The sequence below is a fragment of the Alkaliphilus pronyensis genome, from assembly GCF_009017275.1.
Taxonomy (GTDB): Bacteria; Bacillota; Clostridia; order Peptostreptococcales; family Natronincolaceae; genus Alkaliphilus_C; species Alkaliphilus_C pronyensis.
This window is the reverse complement of record NZ_WBZC01000091.1, coordinates 1-5,204: the sequence shown is the minus strand read 5'-3', so window position 1 is coordinate 5,204 and position 5,204 is coordinate 1. Positions and strand designations below refer to the sequence as shown.

The 5,204-nt window shown below is 34.5% G+C and carries 5 protein-coding genes, 1 pseudogene and 1 other annotated feature; of the genes and pseudogenes, 5 read left to right on the top strand and 1 reads right to left on the bottom strand.

Going from position 1 to position 5,204, the window contains the following annotated elements:
• The first annotated feature begins 150 nt into the window (after positions 1–150).
• From F8154_RS15720 to F8154_RS14855, 4 genes and pseudogenes are all read left to right on the top strand, one after another.
• Positions 151–1,179: pseudogene (locus F8154_RS15720) on the top strand (IS1595 family transposase).
• 29 nt (positions 1,180–1,208) lie between these two features.
• Positions 1,209–1,691: a putative immunity protein gene (locus F8154_RS14865; RefSeq protein WP_151862400.1), complete on the top strand. Its 483-nt coding sequence runs from the start codon at positions 1,209–1,211 to the stop codon at positions 1,689–1,691.
• 225 nt (positions 1,692–1,916) lie between these two features.
• Entirely contained in the window at positions 1,917–2,435 is a 519-nt protein-coding gene (locus F8154_RS14860) for a transcription repressor NadR (RefSeq protein WP_151862399.1), read from the top strand.
• Positions 2,436–2,524: 89 nt separating this feature from the next.
• Positions 2,525–3,568 (top strand): PTS transporter subunit IIC, encoded by a 1,044-nt coding sequence (locus F8154_RS14855; protein WP_151862398.1) that lies wholly within the window; start codon positions 2,525–2,527, stop codon positions 3,566–3,568.
• A 45-nt stretch (positions 3,569–3,613) separates the two neighbouring features.
• Here the strand turns inward: F8154_RS14855 and F8154_RS14850 are convergent, their stop codons facing one another.
• Positions 3,614–3,808, bottom strand: coding sequence for a hypothetical protein (locus F8154_RS14850; RefSeq protein WP_151862397.1), 195 nt, complete (start codon positions 3,806–3,808; stop codon positions 3,614–3,616).
• A 201-nt stretch (positions 3,809–4,009) separates the two neighbouring features.
• Positions 4,010–4,223, top strand: a binding site (T-box leader).
• Positions 4,224–4,271: 48 nt separating this feature from the next.
• Between F8154_RS14850 and serS the strand changes: the two genes are divergently transcribed.
• A partial coding sequence (serS, locus tag F8154_RS14845; RefSeq protein ID WP_151862396.1) for a serine--tRNA ligase occupies positions 4,272–5,204 on the top strand: 933 nt, incomplete at its 3' end.

Genomic DNA, 5,204 nt, shown 5'->3' with positions numbered 1-5,204 from the left:
AGTAGGACGTTGCGATATGATACTAAAAACTTCCTTAAATAAGTGAGTGTTTTATTTGGCTCTGTTAGATATTAGTGTTGTTATTTGACACATACGAGTTAATGTTCTATAATTGAAAGAACATACATTCGGCAAGGAAACATTCATGCCATCAGTACATTCATCTTTAGTGATATCAAAGCCTTAACTGACATTCAGATTGAAGAACTGTTTAATAATATCGGCGAAATCATATCTCTTAGAGCAATGACAAGTTCATTATATAATGATAGCCGTGAGCAACGCTTTTCTAAAGGGGTTGCTTGTTTGTATTGTGGCGGAACTAATGCCATTAAATATGGTAAGAAGAATGGCGTACAGCGTTTTAGGTGCAAGGATTGTGGAAAGACATTTAACGATAGAACCATGACTCCACTTGCAAATTATAATGTAAGTCTTGAACAATGGATTGATTATGCTAAGTGTATGGTGATGGGATTGTTCATTCGGAAATCGGCTACCATATGCAAAGTTTCAGTCAAAACATCATTTTATATGAGACATAGACTTCTTGATGCTGTCCGTAATCTTTAAATAGTTGGTGAAGTGTCTGGTATCGTAGAGATGGATAAAACTTTTCTTCCAGAATCTTTTAAGGGAAATCATAAGAAAAGTGGCTTTACGATGCCAAGAAAATCTCGTAAGCGTGGAAAACAAGCTAAGAAAAGAGACATCAGCAACAAGCACTTCTGTATGGCTACTGCTATTGATAGAGAGGGAAACATCATCTTAGAAATGACAAATAAAGGGAGCATTAAGACTGTTGACTTGGAGCGTCTATATAAGGGAAGGTTAGACCCAAAAACATTAAACTGTACTGACTGACATAAAAGTTATATCACCTTTGCTAAAGATAACGTAGCATAGCATATAAGGATAGTTAATGGTAAGCATAAGAACGGTGTTTATCATATTTCTCATGTCAACAGTTTACACAGTAAATTTAAGAAATGGATTGATAGGTTCAATGGTGTTGCAACGAAGTACCTGCCAAAATATCTTCATTCTTTTAAATGGCTACAAACATTCCTTGACGAAAAAGAAATAGTAAGAGAAAGACAACTTCTTGTGAATGGGTCTACAAAAATTCTTGAAGCAAAGATAAATTTATATAAAATAAGAGTAGCAGAATATGTGTGATTTTGTTTGGATAAGAAAGGAGAGTTCGTATGCCTACTAAACCGAAAATAAAAATAGTGGATAATCCTCTTATTAGGGATGAAATTGATAATTTGTATGAAACAACAAATCAAGTCCTTTTAGCAAAATGGTCGTTATCCATTGCCAAACACATTCTTCTTATTGTTGGTATAGATTATGAATCTATAGATGTAATCGTTGAAGGATTTGAAGTAAACGAATTGTGGCAATCTGGAAACGCTCGAATGCACGATGTAAGGCAATCTGGTTTCAAAATTCATAAACTTGCAAGAGAGATGAAGAATGAAATACATAAAACAGCATTAAGGGTTGTTGGACAAGCCGTTGGAAGTGGGCATATGAGTGAGCATTCTATGGTTGCTTCAGACTATGCAATTAAATTGATAGGTTTGTTATATGAAAATGATTTAGATGCAATTTCTACAGAAAGAACGTGGCAACTAAATGAACTACAAAGAATAATCAAAAGCAATGAAAAGACACAGGAATAAAGCATTAACAAGAGCCACACTGGATTGTGTGGCACCTTTAATACTACATAACAACACTAAAATCTAACATAGCCTTTTATTTATATATCGCAGCTACCATCTATTGCTTTAGCTAAGCATTACATTAAAAATTATAATATATAGTAAGTTACAAAATCTAAAGTTAATTAGAGCTATGTATGATAAAATACAAAGTAGTAAATAAAAAGAAGGTGATGAAACAGTATGAATAATGAAGAGAGAAGAAAAACAATTATGTATAAACTATTAAGTAATAGTAAACCCATAAAGGGTACAGAATTGGCAAATGAGTTTAATGTGTCAAGGCAAGTTATTGTACAGGATATAGCATTATTAAGAGCCTCTGGTAATGATATAATAGCCACACCACAGGGTTATATAATAATGAAGGAGAATACGGGAAAGATAATAAAAACAATAATATCTAAGCATCATAGCTATGAAGAAATGGAAGAAGAATTACAAATTCTAATAGACTATGGAGCAAAAATAATAGACGTAATAGTAGAACACCCTATTTATGGAGAAATACGTACTGTATTAGATATTGCATATAAAAATGAGTTAGAAGAGTTTATGAGTAAAATTAAAAAAAATAATGCTGAACCTCTTGCATCACTAACTGATGGAGTTCATATTCACACTATAGAGGTTCCCTGCGAAAAAAGCTTTAAAAAGCTAAAAGAACAATTATTAGAAAAAGATTACTTGATTCAAGATTGACACTGTGATATATTCATAATAGCTAGTGTAAAGACACGTGTAAACACACAGTCCTGCTGGCTAATGTTGCAGAAGGGAATGTGATATTAATGAATCAAGGGATTTCATTCAAGCAATACATTACAAAAGCACTGAATGGTATGGCATTAGGTTTGTTTTCTTCACTTATAATTGGTCTAATATTAAAACAAATAGGACAACAGTTAAACATTGAGTTTTTGATCACCTTTGGTCAAATTGCACAGTTTATGACAGGGCCAGCAATAGGAGCAGGGGTTGCATACTCTATAGGTGCACCAGCCCTCTCGATATTTGCATCACTAGCTACTGGCATGATAGGAGGAGGTGCAATAAAGCTATTAGATACGGGTGCCTATAGTATTGGTAATAGCGAACCTGTAGGGGCTTTTGTAGCAGCCTTAGCTGGAGCAGAGGTGGCAAAAAGACTTGCAGGAAAAACTAAAGTTGACATAGTTCTTATTCCTGCCATAACAATAATAGTCGGTGGACTAGCGGGTAAATTTATAGGTCCAATAGTAGCATCTTTAATGGGTGGATTAGGTGAAGTAATAAATAGTCTTACTGTATTACATCCAATACCTATGGGAATATTTCTAGCGATTTTAATGGGGATGATATTAACACTTCCAATAAGCAGTGCAGCTCTAGCCATTTCACTAGGCTTGAATGGATTGGCAGCGGGAGCAGCAGTAGTTGGTTGTGCAACACAAATGATAGGATTTGGAGTAGCAAGCTATAAAGAAAATGGATTTGCAGGCCTTATAGCTCAAGGATTAGGCACCAGCATGCTTCAGGTACCTAATATAATTAAGAACCCCTTGATTTGGATACCACCTACATTAGCAAGTGGAATACTAGGCCCCTTAGCAACAACTATTTTTAAAATGGAGAATAATAGTATTGGAGCTGGCATGGGAACCAGTGGACTGGTAGGGCAAATGGCAACATTTGCAAAGATGGTTACTGAAAACGGAAATAATTTTACAATTGTATTTATAAAAGTAATTATATTACACTTTATATTACCAGCTATATTAACCTACTTAATAGCCCAGTGGATGAGAAATAAAAATTGGATTAAGGCTGGAGATATGAAATTAGAAGAATCATAGAAGATGGCTAAACCATTACCTTAATTAAAATCAAAATAATAAGGGCTATAGCTGAGCCCTCGCCACTTTTAACTCCTCTAAGGTCATGTTGTCAAGATGATACGATTTTTTGGCAAATTGTTGTCTAGTAATTATCTTATTTTCTATCAAAAGTTCTATAAGTGTTGCAATGGCTAAGGTGTTTCTATAGTCTGTTTCCTTTAAATCACTTATTTGAGCTACAACATCGACATTGTTCATTATAAAATACCCCCTGCTTTATTTTTATTAGGAGTATTAACCAACAGAAACTAATTATTCACTAACTTAGTAAATATTAAAATTAATTACAAACAATGAATAAAACTAATGATACAGGATACTATAAAAAGGTATTAAAGAATAGTTTTTAAAAAATATTGTAATAGTAAATAAAATATGATAAAATTCATATAATTATATACAAAGGCTTTGAAGGGAAATAGTAGAAAGCATGTCTTCTATAGAGAGTCGGTGGATGGTGTAAACCGATGTAGCAGGCTTTTGAATCCATCCTGGAGCTATTTACTGAAACTAAGTAGGTAAAATCGGGTTGCAACCGTTAATAGCAATAGAGTGGATTAAGAAGACTTAATCAACTAGGGTGGTATCGCGGATAACAGCTTCCGTCCCTTATGGGGACTGGAGGCTTTTGTTTTTGAAAAATTTAAAGGAGGAGTTTAGTATGTTAGATATTAAAAAAATAAGAGCAAACCTAACTGAAGTAAAAAAAGCTATGGCAAGAAGGGGAGAGTTAGACTTTAGCTTAGATGATGCTGTAGCCCTTGATGATGAAAGAAGAGGATTATTACAGCAGGTAGAACAAATGAAAAGCGAGCAAAACACTGTTACAAAAGAAATACCAAGACTGAAAAAAGAAGGTAAAGACACAACAGATATAATGAATAAAATGAGGACACTGTCAAGCGAAATTAAGGAACTTGACAATAGGGTGAAGGAAGTAGAGGAAAAGCTATTAGATATAATGCTTAGAATACCCAATATACCTAATCCAGAAGTTCCACAAGGTGATACGGACGAGGATAATGAAGAAGTTAGAAGATGGGGAGAAGCAAGAAGCTTTGACTTTGAGCCTAAGCCCCATTGGGAGATAGGAACCCATAAAGGCATACTCGATTTTGAAAATGCAGGAAAAATTACTGGATCAAGGTTTACTATTTATAAAGGACTTGGTGCAAGATTAGAAAGAGCATTAATAAACTTTATGCTGGATGTTCATACACAAGAGCATGGATACACTGAGGTATTACCTCCCTTTATGGTTAACAGGGATAGCATGACGGGTACTGGGAACTTACCAAAGTTTGAAGAGGATGCTTTTAAGATTCCACAAAAGGACTTCTTTTTAGTACCAACAGCTGAGGTGCCTGTTACAAACATTCATAGGGATGATATAATTGAAGAAGACAGCCTACCAATATACTATGCCGCCTATACACCTTGCTTCCGCTCTGAGGCAGGTTCAGCAGGTAGAGACACAAGGGGCTTAATTAGACAACATCAGTTTAATAAGGTTGAGCTTGTTAAATTTGTAAAGCCTGAAAAATCCTATGAAGAGCTTGAAAAGCTAACAAACAATGCTGAAAAGATATTACAG